We start from the raw sequence: 20,996 nt of genomic DNA, 5'->3' as shown, positions 1-20,996 counted from the left end.
CCTCAGAGTGGCGCGGAGGTGACCAGCGGCTTGTCCTTCTCCACCACATAGGTAATGGCGATGCGCGTGGCATCCGTCCCGTTCTCGAACAGGTGCGGCAGGCCGGCGGGAATGATCAGGCCTTCCCCAGCCGTCATGGACCGGTCCGGCCTTCCTTCCAGCCGCACCACCCCGCCGCCCTTGACCACATAGACGCTCTCCACACCGGGATGGGTGTGGCGGGCGATCACCGCGCCCGGTTCGAGATCCGCCGTGACGAGCAGGGTCATGTGGGCCTCGCCGGGAAATGGGGTCTTGTCCAGGACAGCCCGCGCGATCCCGCCGCCGGGAGGTGCCGACTGGGCGTCCGCCTCCCCTCCCAACGCCACATAGCCCATGGCCGTGCAGACGACGCACGATACAAACCGACGCCGATCCAGCCTCATCGTCCTCTCCCGATCCGTGACCCAATCGTCCTGCGACACGCCTGTCACGGCTGGATTGACAACGCCTCGCCGAGCCAGGGCATCCAGGCGCGCAGGTCCGGCACGGCGCGCTGCGCCAGTTCCGCGCGGCAGAAGGCGGCGAGCTCCCGCGGCGCACGCCCCAATTCCTGCCGTCGCGCCACCAAAGTGAGGCCGCGCAGGAAGGCGGGCCCCGGCATGGGCCAGCAGGCTAGGCGCGCCATGTCGATGCCCGCCTCCAGGATGCAGAGCGGCGTCGAGACCGCAAAGCCCTCCCCCCGCGCAACCACTTCCGTTACGCCCTGGGGCGTGTCGAATTCCAGCCGGTGGGGCAGATCCAGCTTCAGCCGCCGGAAATGCCGCTCCACCTCGATGCCGGTCTTGGAGCGCGCGGAAAAGCGCACCATGGGCAGGTCCTGGGCGAGACGGGCAATGTCGTCGAGCCGCGCGGGGCGCGGGCGGCCCGCGGGCAGCAGCAGGATGTAGGGCTCGGAGATGATGGGAAAGCGCTCCAGGCCCGCAATCTCCTCCAGTTCGTCCACCCCCAGCAGCAGGTCCAGCTGACGCGTCAACAGGGCGCTGGCATGGGAGGAGGTGAGGCCGGCCAGCACCGAGACCTCGTCCGCCAGCCCCATCAGGCGGACGCCCAGCGGCGCTGCGAGCACGCGGGAGAGCGAATCCACAAGCCCTGCCCGCAGCAGGGGAAAGCGGCTGTTCTCCGTCTCGCGCAGCATGGGCGCGATCTGGCGGGCTTCCGAGAGCAGCGCGCTCGCCCGCTGGCGCAGCACGCCGCCGGCCGGGGTGAGGCCGATGGGGCGCACGGAGCGGTCGAACAGCACGGCGCCGGTCTTTGCCTCGAGGTCCGCCACCGCCTGGGAGACCGCCGGCTGGGTGAGGCCCAATTGCCGCGCCGCACCCGCCATTGCGCCCACGTCGCACACGGCGAGGAAGATCTCCAGGGTGCGCAGATCGAAGGGCAGCGCCTCTCCCCGAACGGCCATGACAAGCTCCAGCGGTGCCACACGTCACACTATAAGTAACATTTATATCATCCCCGTCTCCTGGGTGAGATATTAAGTTCGTCCGAGGGGTCACTCCTCCCCTTCCGAGAGCGAGCCGACGGGCATGTCAAAGGGTTATTCGGTCTTCAGCCTCATCGCCAACGCGTTCAGCGGCCAGAAGGGCTGGACGCCGGCCTGGCGCGATGCGGCGCCCAAGCCCTCCTATGACGTGGTGATCGTGGGCGGCGGCGGGCATGGCCTTGCCACCGCCTATTATCTCGCCAAGGAACACGGCATCCGCAATGTGGCGGTGCTGGAAAAGGGCCATGTGGGCTCCGGCAATGCCGGGCGCAACACCACGATCATCCGCTCCAACTATCTGCTTCCCGGCAATGAGCCCTTCTACGAATGGTCCATGAAGCTGTGGGAGGGCCTGGAGCAGGACTTCAACTACAATGCCATGGTCAGCCAGCGCGGCGTGCTGAATCTGTGCCATTCCGACGCCCAGCGCGACGCCTATGCCCGGCGCGCCAATGCCATGCGCATCAATGGCGCGGACAGCGAGCTTCTGGACCGCGAGCAGGTGCGGGCCATGGCGCCCTTCCTGGATTTCGAGAATTCCCGCTTCCCCATCCAGGGCGGCCTCCTGCAGCGGCGCGGCGGCACGGCCCGCCATGACGCGGTGGTGTGGGGCTATGCCCGCGGCGCCGACCGGCTCGGCGTCGACATCGTGCAGAATTGCGAAGTGGTGGGCTTCCTGCGCGAGAACGGCAAGGTGGTGGGGGTGGAGACCAATCGCGGCCCCATCCGCGCCGGCAAGGTGGCGCTGGCGGTGGCCGGCTCCACCTCGCGCCTGACCCGGCATCTGGATTTGCGCCTGCCCATTGAGAGCCACGTGCTCACCGCCTTCGTCTCCGAAGGCCTGAAGCCGCTGGTGCCGGGCGTCATCACCTTCGGCGCCGGCCATTTCTATGTCAGCCAGTCGGACAAAGGCGGCCTCGTCTTCGGCGGCGACATTGACGGCTACAATTCCTATGCCCAGCGCGGCAACCTTCCCGTGGTGGAGGATGTGGCGGAAGCCGGCATGGCGCTGATGCCGCTGGTGGGGCGCCTGCGGGTGCTGCGCACCTGGGGCGGCATCATGGACATGTCCATGGACGGCTCCCCCATCATCGATGTGGGTCCGCTGCCGGGCCTCTATCTAAACACCGGATGGAATTACGGGGGCTTCAAGGCGACGCCCGCCTCGGGCTGGTGCTTCGCCTGGACCATCGCCAAGGACGCCCCCCACGCCTTCAACGCCGCCTATCGGCTGGACCGGTTCCGCACCGGCCACATCATCGATGAAAAGGGGGTCGGCGCGCAGCCGAACCTGCACTGAAGAACGGTCGCTGAACCATGCGCATCCCCTGCCCCTTCTGCGGCGTCCGAGACGCCCACGAATTCTCCTATCTGGGCGACGCCAATCCGGTTCGCCCCGACCCGAACGCGCCCGGCGCTGCCGACGCCTTCCATGACTATGTCTATCTGCGGGACAATCCCGCCGGCCCCCACCGGGAGCTCTGGTATCACGGCGCCGGCTGCCGCCGCTGGCTGGTGGTAACCCGCGACACCCGCACCCACGAAATCCTCGCGACTGAATTCGCGCGTCCCGCCCCGGAAAGCGCGGAGGTGATCCCATGAGCCGCCTTGCCACCGGGGGCCTGATCGACCGCTCCCGCCCGCTCTCCTTCACATTCGATGGCCGCAGCCTGAAGGGCTTCGCCGGCGATACCCTCGCCTCGGCGCTCTTGGCCAATGACGTGCGTCTGGTCGGCCGCTCATTCAAGTATCACCGGCCTCGCGGCATCCTCACCGCCGGCTCGGAAGAGCCGAACGCGCTGGTGGAACTGCGCTCCGGCGATCGGCGCGAGCCCAACACGCGCGCCACCATGGCCGAGCTTTATGACGGGCTCGACGCCACCAGCCAGAATCGCTGGCCCTCGCTCGACTTCGACGTGCTGTCGGTGAACCAGTGGCTCTCCCCCTTCCTGGGCGCGGGCTTCTACTACAAGACCTTCATGTGGCCGGCGTCCTTCTGGGAGAAGGTGTATGAGCCGGCCATTCGCCGCGCGGCGGGCCTTGGCTCGGCCTCCGGTCTGCCGGACCCGGATTCCTACGAGAAGGCCTTTGCCTTCTGTGACCTCCTGGTGATCGGCGGCGGCGCCGCCGGCCTCATGGCGGCGCTCACCGCCGGGCGCTCCGGGGCCCGCGTGATCCTCGCCGACGAGGACTTCCGGCTGGGCGGCCGCCTCACCTCCGAGATGGTCAGCATCGACGACGCCCCCGCCCGCGCTTTCCTGGCGTCGGCGGAGGCGGAGCTGGCGTCGCTTCCCAATGTGCGCATCCTGCCCCGCACCACCGTGTTCGGCGTCTATGACGGCGGCACCTATGGCGCCATCGAGCGGGTGAGCGACCATCTGGCCGTGCCGGCGCCCCACATGCCGCGCCAGCGCTATTGGAAGATCGTCGCCAAGCGGGCGGTGCTGTGCGCCGGGGCGCTGGATCGGCCCATCGTGTTCGGCGGCAATGACCGCCCGGGCGTCATGTCCGCCCAGGCGCTGCGCACCTATGCGGTGCGCTATGCGGCGGCGCCCGGTTCCTCCGTCGTGGTGTTCGCCAACAATGGCTATGCCTGGTCGGCGGCCTTTGACGCGGCGGCGGCGGGCCTCAAGATCGCGGCCATCGTGGACGTTCGGCCCGAGCCGCCGGCGGTCCAGATGGAGCGGGCGAAGAAGCGCGGCGTGCGCGTGATCGCCGGCGGCGAGATCATCGCCACCTCCGGCAAGGTGCTTTCCTCCGTCACCGTGCGCAGCCCCAAGGGCACCGAGACCATCGCCTGCGACGTGCTGGCCATGTCGGGGGGCTCCAATCCCAATGTGGCGCTGACCTGCCATTTCGGCGGCAAGCCGGTCTATCGGCCTGACATCGCCGCCTTCGTGCCCGGCACCAACCCGCCTGGCATGACGGTCGCGGGCGCAGCGGCGGCGGACTTCTCCCTGGCGCGGGCGCTGGCAAGCGGTGCCGCGCGGGCGGCGGAAGCCGTTGGCGACCTCGGCTTTTCCGCACAGGCCACCCCGGTGCCGCAGGCCGAGGATCGGCCCGTGACGCTCTCGCCCTTCTGGCATGTGAAGGACAGCAAGGGCTTGGCCTTCGTCGACTTCCAGAACGATGTCAGCGCCAAGGACGTGGCCATCGCCCATAAGGAAGGCTTCCGCGCGGTAGAGCTGTTGAAGCGCTACACCACGCTGGGCATGGCCACCGACCAGGGCAAGTCGTCCAACGTCACCGGCCTTGCCATCATGGCGGAGCTGACCGGCAAGCCCATCTCCGAGACCGGGACCACCATGTTCCGGCCGCCTTATTCCCCCGTCGCGCTGGGCGCGCTGGCCGGTCACCATCGCGACAAGGACTTCCGCGCCGTGCGGCCCACACCCACCCATGCCTGGGCGCAGGAGCAGGGCGCGGTGTTCGTGGAGACGGGCCTGTGGATGCGGGCGCAGTATTTCCCGAAACCCGGCGAGAAGGACTGGCTGGAGACCGTCACCCGCGAGGTGAAGGCGACCCGCAGCTCCGTCGGCCTCATCGACGTGTCCACCTTCGGCAAGATCGACCTCCAGGGACCGGACGTGGGCGCCTTCCTGGACCGGGTCTATATCAACACCTTCTCCACCCTGGCGGTGGGCAAGGCGCGCTATGGGGTGATGCTGCGCGAGGACGGGATCGTCATGGATGACGGCACCACAGCCCGCCTCGGCCCCGAGCACTATGTGATGACCACGACCACGGCCAATGCAGCCAAGGTCTTCCAGCACCTGGAATTCTGCCTCCAGGTGCTGTGGCCGGAGCTGGACGTGCAACTGGCCTCCGTCTCCGAGCAATGGGCGCAGATTTCCATTGCCGGCCCCCGCGCCCGCGACGTGTTGGCCAAGGTGGTGGACGCGCCGCACGATGTCTCCAATGCGGGCCTGCCCTTCATGGGCGTGCTCCAGGGCAGCGTGCTCGGTGGGGTGAAGGCGCGCATCTTTCGCCTCTCCTTCTCCGGCGAGCTGGGCTTTGAGATCGCCGTCCCCGCCCGCCATGGCGAGGCGCTCACCCGGGCGCTGATGGCGGCGGGCGCGCCCTTCGGCATCACGCCCTATGGCACCGAGGCGCTGGCCATGATGCGCATCGAGAAGGGTCACGTCTCCGGCAGCGAGCTGAACGGGCAGACCTCCGCCCGCGACCTCGGTCTCGGCAAGATGGCGTCCACCAAGAAGGACTATATCGGCCGCGTCCTGTCCCAGCGGCCGGGCTTCCTGGATCCCGACCGGCCCACCTTTGTCGGCTTCAAGCCGGTGGACCCGACCGCGCGGCTTCGGGCCGGGGCGCACTTCCTAGCGGTTGGCGCCGAACCCAAGGTGGAGAATGACGAGGGCTACATGACCTCGGTCACCTTCTCCCCCCATCTCAACACCTGGATCGGCCTCGGCCTCATCAAGCGCGGCCCGGAGCGCATCGGCGAGCGCGTGCGCGCCTATGACCCGGTGCGCGGCGGCGACATCGAGGTGGAAATCTGCCATCCGGGCTTCGTGGATCCTGAAGGAGAGCGGCTCCGTGTCTGACCTCTTGGCGCACATCGCCCCGACGCGGCTCGTTCCCGCCGGCATCTATGGGTCCGTCGCCGGGTTTCCCGGCGTGACCGCAACCGTGGTGGAGGGCCTGGCGCTGGCCACCCTCGCCGCGCGCAAGGGCAAAGGCGCGGATCTGCGCGCCGCCGCCTTGAGCGCCTTCGGGCTCGACCTGCCGGAAGGCCCGCGCGTGGCGGAAGGCGGCGGACTGTTCGCCGTCGGCACGGCGCCCGACCGCTGGCTGGTCGGCCTTCCCGGCGCCAGCGGCGATGACCTGCTGGCGCGCCTCGGCGAAGCGTTTGCGGGCCTTGCCTCCCTGACCGACCAGTCGGACGCCAATCTGGTGCTGGACCTCACCGGCCCGCAAGTGGGCGCGGCGCTGGAAAAGCTGGTGGCTGTTGACCTGCACCCCTCCGTCTTCGGCCCCGGCAGCGCCGCGGCGACGGCGGTGGCGCTGATCCCGATCCTGTTCTGGCAGGTGGATGGCAGCCCGCGCTATCGCTTTGCGATTTCCCGGTCCTTTGCGCCGGCGATCCTGCGGGCGCTGACGGCGGCGGCGGCGCCGCTGGGCTTCGAGCTGATCGGCACCGGCCGAGGTTGACGGCAGCGCGTCGCGCGCCGCCATCGCACCTTTCACCCCTTTTCGCGATCGCCCAAATTCGGGACACGAACCGCCATGACCACGCCGTCCGACCAGTTCATCCTCACCCTGTCCTGCCCCAACCGCCCCGGCATCGTCGCCGGCGTCTCCACCTTCCTGTTCGAGAAGGGCTGCAATATCCTGGAGGCGCAGCAGTTCGACGACACGGAGAGCAAGCGCTTCTTCATGCGCGTGGTGTTCAACGTGGCGATCGGCGAGGCCAGCGCCGCCGAGATCCGCGCGGGATTTGCCGAGGTGGCGCAGGGCTTCGGCCTCACCTGGAGCCTGCGCGACAAGGCCGAGAAGCGCCGGGTGCTGCTGCTCGCCTCCAAGTTCGACCATTGCCTGGCCGACCTGCTCTATCGCTGGCGCATCGGCGAGATCCCCATGGAGATCACCGGCATCGTCTCCAACCACCCGCGCGAGACCTATGCCCATCTCGACTTTGACGGCATCCCCTTCCACCATTTGCCGGTGACCAAGGCCACCAAGCTGGAGCAGGAGACGGAGGTGTGGAACCTGTTCCAGTCCACCGGCTCGGAAGTGGCGGTGCTGGCGCGCTACATGCAGGTGCTCTCGGACGGGTTGTCCGCCAAGCTGTCGGGCAAGTGCATCAACATCCACCACTCCTTCCTGCCGGGCTTCAAGGGCGCCAAGCCCTACCATCAGGCCCATATGCGCGGCGTGAAGCTGATCGGCGCTACCGCGCACTATGTGACCTCGGACCTGGATGAAGGCCCGATCATCGAGCAGGATGTGGAGCGCATCAGCCACCAGGACAGCCCCGATGACCTGGTGCGCAAGGGTCGCGACATCGAGCGCCGGGTTCTGGCTCGGGCGCTGGCCTGGCACCTGCAGGACCGGGTGATCCCCAATGGCCACAAGACGGTGGTCTTCCGCGACTGAGATCGCTTCATCGCGTCTGGCGCCCGGAGAGATCCGGGCGCTTTCGTTTGGGCGCCGGATTCATTACCCTCGCTACGTGACGCAAGGTTAAGATCATGGACCCCAAGCTCCGCCTTCTCATCGGCGCCCTCATCTTCTCGGCTGCCTTCGCCGCCTCCTATTACACCGCCGAGCGCCGTAGCCCGCCGGCCGAGCCGGCGCCCGCCGGGACGAGCACGCCCGCCGCGCGCTGACCGTGTGACAGGCCAACACCCGGACCCGGTTGGCCGAGGGCCAGCCAAAGGGCGCGCCTGCCCCTGCCGCCGCGCATCTCCACAGGGACAGACTCCCCGGCCCCTCGGGGACGCGCCATTCCATGCCAGAGACACAGCAGGCGCCCCCTTCTGCCGGGACACGAACGGCGTCGCGCATCTGCAGACCACCCGCTCAGGTGCATGCAATGACGCCAATACTGACTATATTATAGTCTCAGTGATATAATTTCAGGCAAATTAGGCGAGCGACTGCCGGTCAGCTTTGTGCCTCCCGCGCCCCACCGAGGTCCCAAAAGCCACGCATTTCCGGCATTTCTCCAGGCCTCCGGAGGGCCCCGCCTCCTGGCGCGGTTCGTGCTTGAGGGGCTTATCCCCGCGGTGCGCCACGGGCCCCCACCTTGTCCAAGACGGGCGCTCCAAGGCAGCCCGTTGCCCGCTCCGGAGTTGTCATGGAAACGCTTGCCTCGCTCCTTTCCGCCCACCGCAGCGGCGCCGCCACGCCCCGCGACACCGTGCGGGCGACCTATGCGCGCATTGCCGCCCATGATGATCCCGCCATCTTCATCAGCCTGCGGCCCGAGGCGGAGATGCTGGCGGAGGCGGCAGAGCTGGAGGCGAAGGGCCACACCGACCTGCCACTCTATGGCATCCCGGTGGCGGTGAAGGACAATATCGATGTGGCGGGCCTGCCCACCACCGCCGCCTGCCCCGCCTTCGCCTATGATCCGGCCAAGGACGCCACCGTGGTCGCGCGCCTCAAGGCGGCCGGCGCGCTCATCATCGGCAAGACCAATCTGGACCAGTTCGCCACCGGCCTCGTGGGCACCCGCTCGCCTTATGGCGTGCCCCGCAACGCCTTCAATGCCAAGCTGGTGCCGGGCGGCTCCTCGTCCGGCTCGGCCAGCGCGGTGTCCGCCGGGCTCGTGCCCATCGCGCTCGGCACCGACACCGCCGGCTCCGGCCGGGTGCCGGCCATGCTTCAGAACATCGTGGGCGTGAAGCCCTCCCTCGGCCTCGTGCCCAATACGGGCCTCGTGCCCGCGTGCCGGACGCTGGACTGCATCTCCGTCTTCGCGCTGACCGTGGACGACGCCATGGCGGCGCTGGAGGTGATGGCGGGCTTTGATCCGGAAGACGCCTATTCCCGCCCCCTGCCGCTTGCACCGCTCACCACCGCCCCGCCCGCCTTGCGGCTCGGCATCCTGCCCCCCGCCCAGCGGGAGTTCTTCGGCGATGCGGAAGCCGCCGCCGCCTATGAGGCTGCCCTGGAGCGCCTCAGGGGGATCGGCGCCACCCTGGTGGAGTTCGACTTTGGCCCCTTCGCCGAGACCGCCCGCCTTCTCTATGAAGGCCCGTGGGTGGCCGAGCGCTGGATCGTGGCCGAGCCTCTCCTCACCACCCGGCCCGACGAAGTGCACCCCGTCACCCGCGCCATCACCGAGCCCGGCGGCCGGGCGAGCGCGGCGGATGCCTTCCGCGCCCTCTATCGGCTGAAGGAGCTGACCGCCAAGGTGAAGCCGGTTCTGGCCGGCCTCGATGCCATCGTCCTGCCCACCGCGCCGACGGCCTATAGCGTGGACGAGGTGGTGGCCGACAACATCCGCCTGAACTCTCGAAACGGCACCTACACCAATTTCGTCAACCTCATGGACCTGTGCGGCACCGCCGTGCCCGCCCACATCTCCGCCGAAGGCGTTCCCTATGGCATCACGCTCCTGGCGCCAGCGGGACGGGACGGACAGGTGGCGTCCATCGCCCGCGCCTTCGTCGCCGCCACCCCGCTGCCGCTGGGATCGAGTGACGCGCCGCCGCCGGCCATGGCCACGCTCCCCGCCCCGAAAGAGGAGGGCCGCATGGAGGTGTGCGTATTCGGCGCGCACCTCTCCGGCATGAAGCTGAATGGCGAGCTCCTGGAGCTGGGCGGACGCTTCGTGTCGATGGCCCGCACGGCCCCCGCCTATCGCATGTGGCTCTTGAAGGGCGAGGTGGCGCGGCCCGGCGTGCTGCGGGTGACACAGGGCGGTGCGGCGCTGGAGGGGGAGGTGTGGTCCTTGCCCGTGGAGAGCATCGGCCGGCTTCTCGCCCGCATCCCCGGCCCGCTCGGCCTTGGATCGGTCGAGCTTGAGGACGGCCGGACTGTCACCGGCTTCCTGGCCGAGGCGAGCGGCACACAGGGCTGCACGGACATCACGGTTTTCGGTGGCTTCCGCGCCTATGTCGAGAGTGGCGAAGCCAAGAGTGCCTGAAACGCCAAGAGTGCCTGAAACGCCAAGAGTGCCTGAAACGCCAAGAGCGCCTGAGGTGAAAGGCGCCTGAGGTCCAATCCGGCGGCGGGGCACGCCCCGCCGTCGCGCGGTGAGATCAGGAGACGCGGCCGTACACCTCGTCCGCCCGCTTCTCGAAGGCATCGGCGAAGCGGCGGAAGGCGGCGTCGAACATGGCGCCCATGAGCAGGCCCAGCGTGCGCGAGCGGAATTCGTAGGAGATGAAGAAGCCCACCTCGCTGCGGGCGGGCGGCAGGTCCTTGAAGGTCCAGCGATTGTCCAGGCGGCTGAAGGGGCCGTCCAGATATTCCACATGGATGGTCAGGCGCGGCCGGTCCAGCGTCACGCGGGAGGTGAAGGTCTCGCGGATGAGCTTGTAGGCGACCGTCATGTCGGCCACCAATATCTCCACGCCCTCCCCGCTCTGCGCCCGCCGGCGCACACGCAGGGCCTGGCAGAGCGGCACGAATTCGGGATAGCGCTCCACGTCCGCCACCAGCGCGAACATGTCGGCGGCGCCGTGGTTCACCACCCGGCTGCTGGAAAAGCTCGGCACGTGTCAGGCCCGCCCGAGCTTGGCCTCGCGCGCCGTCCGCAGGCGGGCGAAATCCTCGCCCGCATGGTGGGACGAGCGGGTGAGCGGGCTGGCCGAGACCATCAGGAAGCCCTTGGCATAGGCGACCGTCTCATAGCCCTTGAACTCGTCAGGCGTGACGAACCGCTCCACCTTGTGGTGGCGGCGGGTGGGCTGGAGATATTGCCCGATGGTGATGAAATCCACCTCGGCCGAGCGCAGGTCGTCCATGAGCTGGAGCACCTCGTTCCGCTCTTCGCCCAGGCCCACCATGATGCCGGACTTGGTGAAGATGGACGGGTCCAGCTCCTTCACCTGCTGCAGAAGGCGCAGCGAATGGAAATAGCGCGCGCCGGGCCGCACGGTCAGGTACTTGGACGGCACCGTTTCCAGATTGTGGTTGAACACGTCCGGGCGGGCTTCCACCACCACTTCCAGCGCGCCGGGCTTGCGCAGGAAGTCGGGGGTGAGGATCTCGATGGTGGTGCCGGGGCTGGCGGCACGGATGGCGCGGATGGTGTGGGCGAAATGGGCGCCGCCGCCATCGGCCAGGTCGTCCCGGTCCACCGAGGTGATGACCACATGGGAGAGCCCGAGCTTGGCCACCGCCTCGCCCACCTTCTGCGGCTCGTCCAGGTCGAGCGGCGCCGGCAGGCCGGTGCGCACATTGCAGAAGGCGCAGGCCCGGGTGCAGGTGTCGCCCATGATCATGAAGGTGGCGTGCTTCTTCTCCCAGCACTCACCGATATTGGGGCAGCCGGCCTCCTCGCACACCGTGTGCAGGCCATTGGCGCGCACGATCTCTGCGGTCTTGCCCCAGCCGGCGGACCCCGGCGCCTTGACGCGGATCCATTCGGGCTTGCGCAGCACCTCCGTCTCGGGCCGGTGGGCCTTTTCGGGGTGGCGGGGCCTGTTCAGGGTGTTGACGACCGTGACCATGAGCAAGAAGACCTTCGCGCGTGCCGCGGCGGCGGCAGGAGCATTCGTGCCTAGATGTAGCGTTCGCGGCCGCGAACGTCGAGGGCGACGCGTGCGGGGCTGCTGTGTTGGAAGCGGTGACGTCTGTGGCGAGGAGGGCCGCGCGACCTCACTCCGATACAGAGTGCATTCGTCGCCCCCGACACTCGGACCTCACATACCTAAGTCCCGGCGGCGCCAAATGCCATTTCCGGTCGCATGCTGAAAACGCTCAACACATTGCGGAAACATATTGGGCCAGAACGATTCCACATAACCCAGGCCAATGCCACCGCATACAAGATACTCAGGCAAAACACTGCCCGCTTTTACAAGCTCAGCAAGCAGGCCGCCCTCATCCTTGAAACTGCAGTAGTTTCCACCAAATCCATCACCAGGCTGAACAATCGCCAGTATCAGAGGAGCAGATTTGCGAGCCGAGAATAAATTTTCATACACGGCCACCCCATCGTAGATGCAGTACAATAAACTGAAGAGGGAGGGTCCGTGTTGATCTTCAAATCCTTCCCGCCGTCTAAAAATAAGCCAGAAGGCAGAAAATGGTTGAATTATCGAATGCGCAAGCTGAGCGCGACGTTCACTCTCCGAACGACGCTCAACCGGGATTTCAAATGGCTGGAGAGCCAGTTCTTCGATCCCAACCTCTCGAAACGCGGCGACTTCATATCCATGGAAACCGGGTTCATTCAGCTCGGACAACACTTCCTGCTTCCGCACTCCATAATCGGCATAAATAAAGGAGTGAACAAATCCGCTCAAAAACTGCACAGGACGGCCATCAAAACCGCACGCCGGATAATATAAGGACCGTTCCGTGATTTTATCTAGTAAAAGCGGAGCCTCATCAAATCGCTCCAAATTTAACTCTTCAAGCCATTCAGGCAACGGTTGGCGCTGTTCCAATTTCAGAGTCACGCACACCCCCCCCCCAGCAGCATTTATTGGTGGCTAGCCTCGCTTGAGTCTAGCCACCAATAGAAGAATTGAAACCTATCTCAGGTGTGGATCACCCGGCCATAGGCGTCCAGCACCGCCTCGTGCATCATTTCCGAGAGGGTGGGATGCGGGAAGACCGTGTGCATCAGCTCCTCTTCGGTGGTCTCCAGGTTCATGGCCACCACGAAGCCCTGGATCAGCTCGGTGACCTCAGCCCCCACCATGTGGGCGCCCAGCAATTCGCCGGTCTTCTTGTCGAAGATGGTCTTCACTAGGCCGTCCGGCTCGCCCAGCGCGATGGCCTTGCCGTTGCCGATGAAGGGGAAGCGGCCGACGCGGATCTCGCGGCCCTGCTCCTTGGCCTTCTTCTCGGTGAGGCCCACGGAAGCGATCTGCGGCGTGCAATAGGTGCAGCCGGGGATCTTGTTCTTGTCCATGGGGTGGGTGTGAAGGCCCTTGATGGTCTCCACGCAGATCACGCCCTCATGCTCGGCCTTGTGAGCCAGCATGGGCGCGCCGGCCACGTCGCCGATGGCATAGAGGCCGGGCACATTGGTGCGGCCATAGCCATCGGTCGAGATGATGCCGCGCTCGATCTTCACGCCCAGCGCCTCAAGGCCGAGGCCATCCACATTGCCCACCACGCCCACGGCCGAGATCATCCGGTCCACGGTGATGTCGAGCTTGGCGCCCTTGGCGTCTTCCACATGGGCGGTGAGGCTGTCGGCATGCTTGGTGACGCCGGTCACCTTGGCGCCGGATAGGATCTTCATGCCCTGCTTCTCGAACCGCTTGCGGGCCACCGCCGCGATTTCCTCGTCCTCCACGGGCAGGATCTGCGGCAGAACCTCCACCACGGTCACCTCGGCACCCATGGTGCGGTAGAAGGAGGCGAACTCGATGCCGATGGCGCCCGAACCCATCACCAGGAGGGACTTGGGCATCTTCTCGGGTACCATGGCCTCGAAATAGGTCCAGATGAGCTTCTTATCGGGCTCAAGGCCCGGCAGCGCGCGCGGGCGGGCGCCGGTGGCGACGATGATGTGCTTGCCCGAATAGGTGCCGCCGCCGAGCGCGCCCTTGATGGGGTTCTCCGCCGCCTGCACCTCGATCTTGCCGGCGCCGATGAGCTTGGCCTTGCCCCAGATGACGTCGATCTTGTTCTTCTTCATCAGGAAGCCGACGCCGGTGGCGAGCTGGGACGACACCCCGCGCGAGCGCTTCACCACGGCAGCCGCATCGAACGTCACATTGTCCGCCGAGAGGCCGTAATCCTTGGCGTGCTGCATGTAGTGATAGATTTCGGCCGAGCGCAGCAGGGCCTTGGTGGGGATGCAGCCCCAGTTCAGGCAGATGCCGCCGAGATGGGATTTCTCCACCACCGCGGTCTTGAAGCCGAGCTGGGCGGCGCGGATGGCGGCCACATAGCCGCCCGGTCCGCCGCCGATCACGATCACATCATATGCATCAGCCATGGGGTGTCTCCTCCCCTCCGTCCCGATGGGAGGGGGTGGTGGGAACGGTCAGGCCCCGCCTGCACCCTCGACGCGGCCGGCCCGGCGAAGCGGGCGGCCCTCGCGGATGAACCGGCCCGGCGGCGTTCGGGCGCCACCGGGCCTGGCGATCAGCGGGACAAGAGCGCGTAGATCTCGTCCTTTAGGCGGACGCGTTCCTTGCGCTTTTCTTCCAGGTCCAGGTCGTCCATGGGCGCGATATTGGTCTCGGCCTTGTGGACGATCTCGTTCACGGCGTCATACTGCGACACCAGATGGGCGAAATGGGCGTCGGACTGGCGCAGCTCGTGGATCTTGCCCGCATAGTCGGGAAAGTCGGCCGCCAGTTGGTGGGGCGTGTGGCTCATGGGCTGTCTCGCTCTCTTGCTTGCTCGATCACGATGCCGAAGCATCGCGTCCCCGCCCTGCTACACGCTCACCGCCGCGAGCGGTTTGATCTGCCGCAGCGTTTGCGCCCCCGACGAAGCGGCGCGCGGAGCAAGGCCCCGCGCGCCGATCACTCACACCAGCATGGAGAAGGGCTTCTCCACGAACTGCTTGAACGCGGTCAGGAGCTCGGCGCCCAGCGCGCCGTCCATCACGCGATGGTCGCAGGTGATGGTGGCGGTCATCTGGGTGGCCACCACGATCTGGCCGCCGCGCACCACCGCCCGCTGCTCGCTGGCGCCGATGGCCAGGATGGAGGACTGGGGCGCGTTGATGATCGCGACGAAATCGCGGATGCCCATCATGCCGAGATTGGAGATGGAGGTGCTGCCGCCGGAATATTCCTCCGGCTTCAGCTTCTTGTTGCGGGCGCGCAGCGCAAGGTCGCGCATCTCGTTGGAGATGGCGGACAGTGTCTTGGTCTCGGCCTTCTTGATGACCGGCGCATAGAGCCCGCCATCGATGGCCACCGCCACGCCCACATCCGAATGCTTCATCCGCAGGATGCGGTCCTCAGCCCACACCGCATTGGCGGCGGGCACCTTCTGGAGCGCCAGCGCCATGGCCTTGATGATGAAGTCGTTCACCGAGACGCGGAAGGCGGGCTTGCCGTCCTTGTCCTTGGGGGCGGTGCCGTTCACCGTCTCACGCAGGGCCATCAGCTCATCGAGGTCGCAATCCACCGACAGATAGAAGGTGGGGGTGAGCTGCTCGCTCTCCACCAGGCGACGGGCGATGGTCTTGCGCATGCCATCGGCCATGATCTCCTCATAGGTCCCGGCCTCGAAGAGAGCCTTGACCTGGTCGGCGGTGGGGCCGGTGACGGGCGCGGCGGCCGCCTTCGGCGCGGCGGCCGGGGCAGGCGCAGCGGCCGGAGCCGGGGCGGCAGCAGTGGGCGCGGCCGCCGGCTTGGCGCCGGGCTGCACATTGTCCAGGTCGCGGGCGATCACGCGGCCATGGGGGCCGGAGCCGGCCACGGCGGCGATGTCGATGCCCTTGTCCTTGGCGATCCGGCGGGCGAGCGGCGAGGCGAACACGCGGGTGCCCGAAGCGGCCGGAGCCGGAGCGGCGGCGGGAGCGGGCGCGGCGGCGGGTGCCGGGGCAGCCGCAGGGGCCGGAGCAGCCGCGGCAGGGGGAGCGGCGGGAGCAGCAGGGGCGGCAGCCGGTGCAGGCTTGGCGCCGGATCCGGCACCGGCCGCAGCCGCCGCCACATCCTCGCCCTCACCCGCCAGCACGGCGATGAGCTGGTTCACCGGCACGTCCTGCGTGCCCTCGGGCACCAGGATCTTGGCGAGGACGCCTTCGTCCACCGCCTCCACTTCCATGGTGGCCTTGTCGGTCTCGATCTCGGCGATCACATCGCCGGACTTGACCGTATCGCCTTCCTTCTTCAGCCACTTGGCGAGGTTGCCCTTCTCCATGGTGGGAGACAGGGCCGGCATCAGGATCTCGATGGGCATGGTCCGCTCCCCCGGGCTCAGCGATAGGTGACGGCGTGCACCGCCGCGATCACCTCGGCGACCGACGGCAGGGCCAGCTTCTCAAGGTTGGCGGCATAGGGCATGGGCACGTCCTTGCCGGTGACGCGCAGGACGGGGGCGTCGAGATAGTCGAACGCCTTCTCCATCAGCTGGGCGACGATTTCGGAGCCGACGCCGGACTGCGGCCAGCCCTCTTCCACCGTCACGCAGCGGCCGGTCTTCTTCACGCTTTCCACGATGGTGGGCACGTCCATGGGGCGGATGGTGCGCAGGTCGATGACCTCCGCCTCGATGCCCTGCTTGGACAGCTCTTCCGCCGCCTTCAGCGCATATGTCATGCCGATGGACCAGGCCACCAGGGTCACGTCCTTGCCGGGGCGCGCAATGCGGGCCTTGCCGATGGGCAGCACGAAATCGTCGAGCTTCGGCACCTCGAAGGAGTGGCCGTAGAGGATCTCGTTCTCAAGGAAGATGACGGGGTTGGGGTCGCGGATGGCGGCCTTGAGCAGGCCCTTGGCGTCGGACGCCGTATAGGGCGCCACCACCTTGAGGCCGGGAATGTGGCTGTACCAGGAGGAATAATCCTGGCTGTGCTGGGCGGCCACGCGGGCAGCGGCGCCGTTCGGGCCGCGGAAGACGATGGAGCACTGCACCTGGCCGCCGGACATGTAGAGGGTCTTGGCGGCCGAGTTGATGATTTGGTCGATCGCCTGCATGGCGAAGTTGAAGGTCATGAACTCCACGATGGGCTTCAGGCCCGCCATGGCGGCGCCGACACCCATGCCGGCAAAGCCGTGCTCGGTGATGGGGGTGTCCACCACGCGCTTGGCGCCGAACTCCTGGAGCAACCCTTGAGTGATCTTGTAGGCGCCCTGATACTCGGCCACTTCCTCGCCCATGACGAAGACGTCGCCGTCGCGGCGCATTTCCTCGGCCATGGCGTCGCGCAGGGCCTCGCGCACGGTCATGGTGACGAATTCGGTGCCGGCCGGGACTTCCGGATCGGGCTGGGCGGTGACCACCGGCGGGTTGGCGACGGCGGAGGGCACGGCGGCCTGCTGGGCCGGGGCGGCCGCGGCCACCGGCGAGGGCTGGGGCGCGGCGGGCGGCGCGCTCTCGGCGGCCTTCTGCTGCGGGGCGGGGGCGGCGTTCACATCCTCGCCCTCGGCGACGATGACGGCGATGGGCGTGTTCACGGCCACGTCCTGGGTGCCCTCGGGCACCAGGATCTTGCCGAGGATGCCCTCGTCGACCGCTTCCACTTCCATGGTGGCTTTGTCGGTCTCGATCTCGGCGATCACGTCACCGGACTTGACGGTGTCGCCTTCCTTCTTGACCCATTTCGTCAGGTTGCCCTTCTCCATGGTGGGAGAGAGCGCCGGCATGAGAATGTCGATGGGCATGGCTGTCAGCTCTTGCTCGGTGCGGGCGCAACCGCGGAAGCGGCCTTCACCGGACGCACATGGGTGAGATTGGTGTAGACGGAGGCCGCGGCGGCCGCGACCATGACGGAGGCGATGAGGGCAATGCGCGCCTTGTTGGCCCGCTTCCCGTGCACATTGTTCGGGTCGATGCGCCCGCTGGCGGCGAACGGCCAGACGATGAGGGCGAGGCGGCGGACGAGGGTCACCCGTCCCGCCGCTTCCTCGGCCAGGGTCCCTTCATAGACCGCCAGGCCCCAGCTGCCGGCGATGCCGACAATGGAGACCACGATGAGAAGGAGGCTCAACTCGGCCATGATGTCGCTCCGTGCGGTCGGGCCGACGGGTCAGCGCAGGATGTCGGTATAGAGTTCGGATGCGTCGGGCTCGGGATCGTGGCTGGCGAAGTCCGCCGCCTCGTTCACGATGTCGCGGATCTCGGCATCGATCTTCTTGAGCTCTTCCTCGGTGGCCAGGCCCCCTTCCAGGAGACGGGCACGCACCTGCTCGATGGGATCGTGCTCAGTCCGCATCTTCTGGACTTCCTCCTTGGACCGGTACTTGGCCGGGTCCGACATGGAGTGCCCGCGATAGCGGTAGGTCTGCATTTCCAGGATGTAGGGGCCGTTGCCTTCGCGGGCGAAGGCCAGCGCCCGCTCGGCCGCCGCCTTCACGGCGCGCACGTCCATGCCATCCACCTGCTCGCCGGGGATGTTGAAGGAGGTGCCGCGCTTCGAGAAGTCGGTCTGGGCGGAGGCGCGGGTGACCGCGGTGCCCATGGCATACTTGTTGTTCTCGATCACATACACGACGGGCAGCTTCCAGAGCTCCGCCATGTTGAAGCTCTCATAGACCTGGCCCTGATTGGCCGCGCCGTCGCCGAAATAGGTGACGGAGACCGCGCCATTGTCGCGATAATGGTTGGCGAAGGCGAGGCCTGTGCCGAGCGAGACCTGGGCGCCGACGATGCCGTGGCCGCCGAAGAACTGCTTCTCGATGCTGAACATATGCATCGAGCCGCCCTTGCCCTTGGAATATCCGCCGCGCCGGCCGGTCAATTCGGCCATGACGCCCTTGGATTCCATCCCGGTGGCGAGCATGTGGCCATGGTCGCGATAGCCGGTGATGACCTGATCGCCCTTCTTCATGGCCATCTGCATGCCCACCACCACGGCCTCCTGGCCGATATAAAGGTGGCAGAAGCCGCCGATGAGGCCCATGCCATACATCTGGCCGGCCTTTTCCTCGAAGCGGCGGATCAGCAGCATCTCGCGATAGGCGACGAGCTCCTGGTCCTTGGTGAAGGCGGGTACGCCACCCGATACGGTCTCAGACCGTGCGGCGGGCTTCGCGGCGGTTTTTCTCGCGGCCATCTTTTCCTCGAGGCGTCTCTGCAACCACAGAGTCTCTAGCGCACCTCGAAATGGCCGCAAAGCGCGAAATGCATCATGCTGCACCGCAACACGTTGCAAACGCTTGATTCTATTATATTGAACTTATATTCAGTTCACAGAACGCGTGAACCAAATCTGAGTTCAATTCCATCTTTTTAAAAGCACCAGGTCCTTGGCATTCACGAAATCCAGCTGCCGGCGCCCCTCTTCGTCCAGGAGATCGGGGTCCAGATTGCGGGGATCAAGGAGGGAGACCTTGTGCTCGATCGCACGCCGCTGCGCCTTCAAGGCGGCAAGCTCGGCTTCGAGCTGCGCGGCCTCCTGCTCATAGTTGCGCTTCGCCATCAGCCCATGGTCGCCATTATAGGCGTGATAGGCAAAGTAGGCGATGGCGCTCCCCGACACGGTGTAGAGGAGGAGAATGGACAAGAAAGCGCGGAGGCGAGAGCGAGCTTGCATGCCGCCTTTCTAGCAAGGCGCGGTTGACGGCCGGTTAAGGTTGCTGTGCCCGCGATTCCCGCCCCCCGAGTCTCTGCGTGCCTTGCACCTATTGCGACAGCAGATACGGCACATTCTGGCTGGAGGTCATGGCCCCCACCACGAAAGCAAGGTTTGCGGCGGCAATGAGGGAGGCGGCGTGAGTCTCCGCCTGGGCCTGCCGGGCGTCCAGCAGGCCCGTATCGGCGGCTGTGGCGGCCGTCACCGTGCCAAGGCCGTTCTTGTAGGCATCGAAGGCCGCGTCATAGGTGGTGGCGGCGGCGGACGCCAAGGCGGTGGCGGCCTTGTAGGATTCCAGCGCCGTGCGCAGCGCATTGCCGGCGGCCACGATCTCGGCCACCGCATCGCTCTGCACCTTTCTGAAGGTGCCCTCGGCCGTCGCTGCGCGGGATTCCGCCTGCTTCACCTGAGCCGCCCGAAGGCCGGCGTCATAGAGCGGCACGGTCGCGCCCACCAGCACGCCGGTGCCGCTGGCCTGTTGGCCGATGGTGGGCAGGCCGTTGGCGTTGAAGGAGCCATTGCCGGTGGCCACCGCCCCCGCCACGAACACCTTGGGCAGCAATTCTGCCTTGGCGGCATCAATGCCCGCCTGGCTCGCCTTGACCGCCGCATAGCTCGCCATCACGTCCGGACGCTGGGCAAGCGCCAGGCGGATCATGGCGTCGGTAGGCACGGAGGACACGTCCGGAAGCCGGCGGCCGGCACTATCGGCCACCTTCATGCGCAAGGTAGCGGTCACGCCCATGGCGTTGAGAAGCCCCTGATAGGCGTCCCGCTCCTGCCCTTCCGCCTGCACCCGCCGCAATTCCGATTGCGCCACCTGCTGGCGCGCCTGGGCCACCTCCACCGTGGTGGCGAGCCCCTCGCCCAAGCGCCCCTCCGCAGCCGCGCGGATGGCCTGCGCATTGGCCAGCGCCTCGCCGGCGATGCGGGTGCGGGCCCGGGCGGCGCCATAGGCATAATAGGTGCGCGTCACATCGAAGATGAGTTTCTGGTGCGCTCCGTTGAACAGCACATTGGCAGCAACGCTCGCCTGCTTGGCTGCCCCCGCCACCGCCATGCGCTGGCCGAAATCGAAGATGAGCCATTGAAGCGCGATGGAGGGGGCGACGCCCTCTGCTGTGGTCTCGAAATAGCGCTGTGTGCCCAGCGGCACGGGCAAGGCATTGGACGTGTTCTGATAGCCGCCCACCACATTGGCGGTGATGAGGGGCAGATAGGTCGCTTCCACCATGCCCACCGCCAGCGCCGCCTGCCGCGCCCGCTCCCAGGCGGACTTGGTGGCCGGATTGTTGCGCTGGGCGATGTCGATGAGTTCCGGCAGCTTGTAGGCATGGCTGGGATCCAGCGCCGGAGGCGGCGCGAGGTCCGACAGGGCGGGATTAGGGGCGACGCGGAAGTCGGGCGCTGCCGGGCGCCCATCCACCGCTGCGGCGGCCGGCGCGGCGGGTTCCGCCTGCGCCAGATAGAGGTCGCCCTCCCCTGTCCGCCCGTTCCAGGGCTGGTCCGGCGCGGAGGGTGCCATGTTGACCGCATTGGTAGCGCACCCGCCCAGAATGAGCGCGATCGCCAGCGCGATCCCCGCCCCTCGCCCCCGGACATTCAATGCCGCCATGA

At 67.1% G+C, this 20,996-nt stretch carries 20 protein-coding genes; 7 read left to right on the top strand and 13 right to left on the bottom strand.

Annotated elements, in window-relative coordinates; translation table 11 throughout:
* Nucleotides 1–2: 2 nt before the first annotated feature.
* The gene (locus J5J86_RS15955; protein WP_209099701.1) at nt 3–425 is read right to left on the bottom strand and encodes a cupin domain-containing protein; all 423 of its coding nucleotides are present in this window, start codon (nt 423–425) and stop codon (nt 3–5) included.
* Nucleotides 426–469: 44 nt separating this feature from the next.
* Entirely contained in the window at nt 470–1,444 is a 975-nt protein-coding gene (locus J5J86_RS15950; protein ID WP_209099699.1) for a LysR family transcriptional regulator, read from the bottom strand.
* A 124-nt stretch (nt 1,445–1,568) separates the two neighbouring features.
* Here J5J86_RS15950 and J5J86_RS15945 point away from each other — a divergent pair, with 124 nt between their 5' ends.
* The 7 genes from J5J86_RS15945 (at nt 1,569) to atzF (ending at nt 10,139) form a co-directional block, all read left to right on the top strand.
* Nucleotides 1,569–2,825 (top strand): sarcosine oxidase subunit beta family protein, encoded by a 1,257-nt coding sequence (locus J5J86_RS15945; protein ID WP_209099697.1) that lies wholly within the window; start codon nt 1,569–1,571, stop codon nt 2,823–2,825.
* Nucleotides 2,826–2,842: 17 nt separating this feature from the next.
* Nucleotides 2,843–3,127: a sarcosine oxidase subunit delta gene (locus J5J86_RS15940; RefSeq protein ID WP_209099695.1), complete on the top strand. Its 285-nt coding sequence runs from the start codon at nt 2,843–2,845 to the stop codon at nt 3,125–3,127.
* The gene (locus J5J86_RS15935) at nt 3,124–6,087 is read left to right on the top strand and encodes a sarcosine oxidase subunit alpha family protein (RefSeq protein ID WP_209099693.1); all 2,964 of its coding nucleotides are present in this window, start codon (nt 3,124–3,126) and stop codon (nt 6,085–6,087) included. The genes J5J86_RS15940 and J5J86_RS15935 overlap by 4 nt, the downstream gene beginning before the upstream one ends.
* Nucleotides 6,080–6,694: a sarcosine oxidase subunit gamma gene (locus J5J86_RS15930; RefSeq protein ID WP_209099691.1), complete on the top strand. Its 615-nt coding sequence runs from the start codon at nt 6,080–6,082 to the stop codon at nt 6,692–6,694. The genes J5J86_RS15935 and J5J86_RS15930 overlap by 8 nt, the downstream gene beginning before the upstream one ends.
* 75 nt (nt 6,695–6,769) lie before the next feature.
* Nucleotides 6,770–7,639: a formyltetrahydrofolate deformylase gene (purU, locus tag J5J86_RS15925; RefSeq protein WP_209099689.1), complete on the top strand. Its 870-nt coding sequence runs from the start codon at nt 6,770–6,772 to the stop codon at nt 7,637–7,639.
* 95 nt (nt 7,640–7,734) lie between these two features.
* The gene (locus J5J86_RS15920) at nt 7,735–7,872 is read left to right on the top strand and encodes a hypothetical protein (RefSeq protein WP_209099687.1); all 138 of its coding nucleotides are present in this window, start codon (nt 7,735–7,737) and stop codon (nt 7,870–7,872) included.
* Nucleotides 7,873–8,342: 470 nt separating this feature from the next.
* Nucleotides 8,343–10,139: an allophanate hydrolase gene (atzF, locus tag J5J86_RS15915; RefSeq protein ID WP_209099685.1), complete on the top strand. Its 1,797-nt coding sequence runs from the start codon at nt 8,343–8,345 to the stop codon at nt 10,137–10,139.
* 115 nt (nt 10,140–10,254) lie between these two features.
* Here atzF and J5J86_RS15910 read toward each other — a convergent pair whose 3' ends face one another.
* From J5J86_RS15910 to J5J86_RS15860, 11 genes are all read right to left on the bottom strand, one after another.
* A complete protein-coding gene (locus J5J86_RS15910) occupies nt 10,255–10,713 on the bottom strand; it encodes a type II toxin-antitoxin system RatA family toxin (protein WP_209099683.1) in 459 nt (152 codons plus the stop codon).
* Between the two features lie 3 nt (nt 10,714–10,716).
* Nucleotides 10,717–11,670 carry a lipoyl synthase gene (gene lipA / locus J5J86_RS15905; protein ID WP_209099681.1) on the bottom strand — a complete coding sequence of 318 codons (954 nt, stop codon included), beginning with the start codon at nt 11,668–11,670 and terminating at the stop codon, nt 10,717–10,719.
* 192 nt (nt 11,671–11,862) lie between these two features.
* Nucleotides 11,863–12,624: a hypothetical protein gene (locus J5J86_RS15900; RefSeq protein WP_209099679.1), complete on the bottom strand. Its 762-nt coding sequence runs from the start codon at nt 12,622–12,624 to the stop codon at nt 11,863–11,865.
* Between the two features lie 80 nt (nt 12,625–12,704).
* Nucleotides 12,705–14,120, bottom strand: coding sequence for a dihydrolipoyl dehydrogenase (lpdA, locus tag J5J86_RS15895; RefSeq protein ID WP_209099677.1), 1,416 nt, complete (start codon nt 14,118–14,120; stop codon nt 12,705–12,707).
* 149 nt (nt 14,121–14,269) lie between these two features.
* Nucleotides 14,270–14,506 (bottom strand): YdcH family protein, encoded by a 237-nt coding sequence (locus J5J86_RS15890; RefSeq protein ID WP_209099675.1) that lies wholly within the window; start codon nt 14,504–14,506, stop codon nt 14,270–14,272.
* Nucleotides 14,507–14,659: 153 nt separating this feature from the next.
* Nucleotides 14,660–16,045: a pyruvate dehydrogenase complex dihydrolipoamide acetyltransferase gene (locus tag J5J86_RS15885; RefSeq protein ID WP_209099673.1), complete on the bottom strand. Its 1,386-nt coding sequence runs from the start codon at nt 16,043–16,045 to the stop codon at nt 14,660–14,662.
* Between the two features lie 17 nt (nt 16,046–16,062).
* Nucleotides 16,063–17,469 carry a pyruvate dehydrogenase complex E1 component subunit beta gene (locus J5J86_RS15880; RefSeq protein WP_209099671.1) on the bottom strand — a complete coding sequence of 469 codons (1,407 nt, stop codon included), beginning with the start codon at nt 17,467–17,469 and terminating at the stop codon, nt 16,063–16,065.
* A 5-nt stretch (nt 17,470–17,474) separates the two neighbouring features.
* Nucleotides 17,475–17,804, bottom strand: coding sequence for a hypothetical protein (locus J5J86_RS15875; RefSeq protein WP_209099669.1), 330 nt, complete (start codon nt 17,802–17,804; stop codon nt 17,475–17,477).
* Nucleotides 17,805–17,834: 30 nt separating this feature from the next.
* Nucleotides 17,835–18,860 carry a pyruvate dehydrogenase (acetyl-transferring) E1 component subunit alpha gene (gene pdhA, locus J5J86_RS15870; protein ID WP_209099667.1) on the bottom strand — a complete coding sequence of 342 codons (1,026 nt, stop codon included), beginning with the start codon at nt 18,858–18,860 and terminating at the stop codon, nt 17,835–17,837.
* Between the two features lie 162 nt (nt 18,861–19,022).
* On the bottom strand, nt 19,023–19,310 hold the full coding sequence (locus J5J86_RS15865) for an FtsB family cell division protein (protein WP_247657638.1): 288 nt from the start codon (nt 19,308–19,310) through the stop codon (nt 19,023–19,025).
* A gap of 118 nt (nt 19,311–19,428) precedes the next feature.
* Entirely contained in the window at nt 19,429–20,994 is a 1,566-nt protein-coding gene (locus J5J86_RS15860) for a TolC family protein (protein WP_209099663.1), read from the bottom strand.
* Nucleotides 20,995–20,996: the final 2 nt, after the last annotated feature.

The organism is Aquabacter sp. L1I39, assembly GCF_017742835.1.
GTDB lineage: Bacteria > Pseudomonadota > Alphaproteobacteria > Rhizobiales > Xanthobacteraceae > L1I39.
The sequence above is the reverse complement of the archived record's forward strand: the minus strand, read 5'-3'. Positions and strand labels throughout refer to the sequence as shown.

What these genes read in the sequence shown, in the direction of transcription:
- lipA (WP_209099681.1), bottom strand. Translation starts at nt 11,670, where the DNA reads ATGGTCACGGTCGTCAACACCCTGAACAGGCCCCGCCACCCCGAAAAG.
- J5J86_RS15920 (WP_209099687.1), top strand. Translation starts at nt 7,735, where the DNA reads ATGGACCCCAAGCTCCGCCTTCTCATCGGCGCCCTCATCTTCTCGGCT.
- J5J86_RS15875 (WP_209099669.1), bottom strand. Translation starts at nt 17,804, where the DNA reads ATGGCCGAGTTGAGCCTCCTTCTCATCGTGGTCTCCATTGTCGGCATC.
- J5J86_RS15880 (WP_209099671.1), bottom strand. Translation starts at nt 17,469, where the DNA reads ATGCCCATCGACATTCTCATGCCGGCGCTCTCTCCCACCATGGAGAAG.
- J5J86_RS15860 (WP_209099663.1), bottom strand. Translation starts at nt 20,994, where the DNA reads ATGGCGGCATTGAATGTCCGGGGGCGAGGGGCGGGGATCGCGCTGGCG.
- J5J86_RS15940 (WP_209099695.1), top strand. Translation starts at nt 2,843, where the DNA reads ATGCGCATCCCCTGCCCCTTCTGCGGCGTCCGAGACGCCCACGAATTC.
- lpdA (WP_209099677.1), bottom strand. Translation starts at nt 14,120, where the DNA reads ATGGCTGATGCATATGATGTGATCGTGATCGGCGGCGGACCGGGCGGC.
- pdhA (WP_209099667.1), bottom strand. Translation starts at nt 18,860, where the DNA reads ATGGCCGCGAGAAAAACCGCCGCGAAGCCCGCCGCACGGTCTGAGACC.
- J5J86_RS15935 (WP_209099693.1), top strand. Translation starts at nt 3,124, where the DNA reads ATGAGCCGCCTTGCCACCGGGGGCCTGATCGACCGCTCCCGCCCGCTC.
- atzF (WP_209099685.1), top strand. Translation starts at nt 8,343, where the DNA reads ATGGAAACGCTTGCCTCGCTCCTTTCCGCCCACCGCAGCGGCGCCGCC.
- J5J86_RS15890 (WP_209099675.1), bottom strand. Translation starts at nt 14,506, where the DNA reads ATGAGCCACACGCCCCACCAACTGGCGGCCGACTTTCCCGACTATGCG.
- purU (WP_209099689.1), top strand. Translation starts at nt 6,770, where the DNA reads ATGACCACGCCGTCCGACCAGTTCATCCTCACCCTGTCCTGCCCCAAC.
- J5J86_RS15885 (WP_209099673.1), bottom strand. Translation starts at nt 16,045, where the DNA reads ATGCCCATCGAGATCCTGATGCCGGCCCTGTCTCCCACCATGGAGAAG.
- J5J86_RS15950 (WP_209099699.1), bottom strand. Translation starts at nt 1,444, where the DNA reads ATGGCCGTTCGGGGAGAGGCGCTGCCCTTCGATCTGCGCACCCTGGAG.
- J5J86_RS15945 (WP_209099697.1), top strand. Translation starts at nt 1,569, where the DNA reads ATGTCAAAGGGTTATTCGGTCTTCAGCCTCATCGCCAACGCGTTCAGC.
- J5J86_RS15955 (WP_209099701.1), bottom strand. Translation starts at nt 425, where the DNA reads ATGAGGCTGGATCGGCGTCGGTTTGTATCGTGCGTCGTCTGCACGGCC.